The organism is Escherichia sp. XD33, from assembly GCF_019375075.1.
GTDB classification, from domain to species: domain Bacteria; phylum Pseudomonadota; class Gammaproteobacteria; order Enterobacterales; family Enterobacteriaceae; genus Enterobacter; species Enterobacter flexneri_A.
In genome coordinates this window covers 1-544 of the sequence record NZ_JAENDM010000376.1, presented here as the reverse complement: position 1 = coordinate 544, position 544 = coordinate 1, and the positions used below count along the sequence as shown (strand labels likewise).

At 47.1% G+C, this 544-nt stretch carries 1 pseudogene; it reads right to left on the bottom strand.

Annotated elements, in window-relative coordinates:
• Positions 1 to 544, bottom strand: a pseudogene (locus K0778_RS27320) (helix-turn-helix domain-containing protein); the annotation flags it as partial.

Here is a 544-nt window from a genome sequence, read left to right as displayed (position 1 = left end):
TAATAAAACGTACTGCGCGGTATCTCCGCAGCCCTGAGAAGCTCATCAAGAGGATAAAACTGCCTTAGCTCGTTGAGTACTTTCACTTTTTCGTGGGATGAGCTAAGGCTTTCAGCTTTTTTAGATACATAAGCCGCGTTTCAAGAAATCGAACTTGCCTTTCAAGCTCCTCAATGCGTCGGTCTTTTGACAGCTCCAATGCTGATGCCGCTTTTTCTGGATCAACTGATATTGCAATGTTTCTTTTGGTGCCAATCTTGAGCGCGCGTAAACCAGCTTCTCCGCGCTCTTCATAGACCTTCAGCCACCTGGCTACAGAACCACTACCAGCAAGCATAAAGTGAGCAGCAGCCTGATTAAGGGACATGTGCTGCTCGATCACAGCTTTCACGACCTTAATACGCAACTCTGGATCAGCACTAACGCCTTTAGGTTTGGGAATTAAACCTTTTTCTCCATGTTTTTCATAGAGGGCAACCCATGTCCTGACCTGGGTTCGGGGGACACCAAAACGTGCCGAGATGATCCTGTAACCATCATCAGT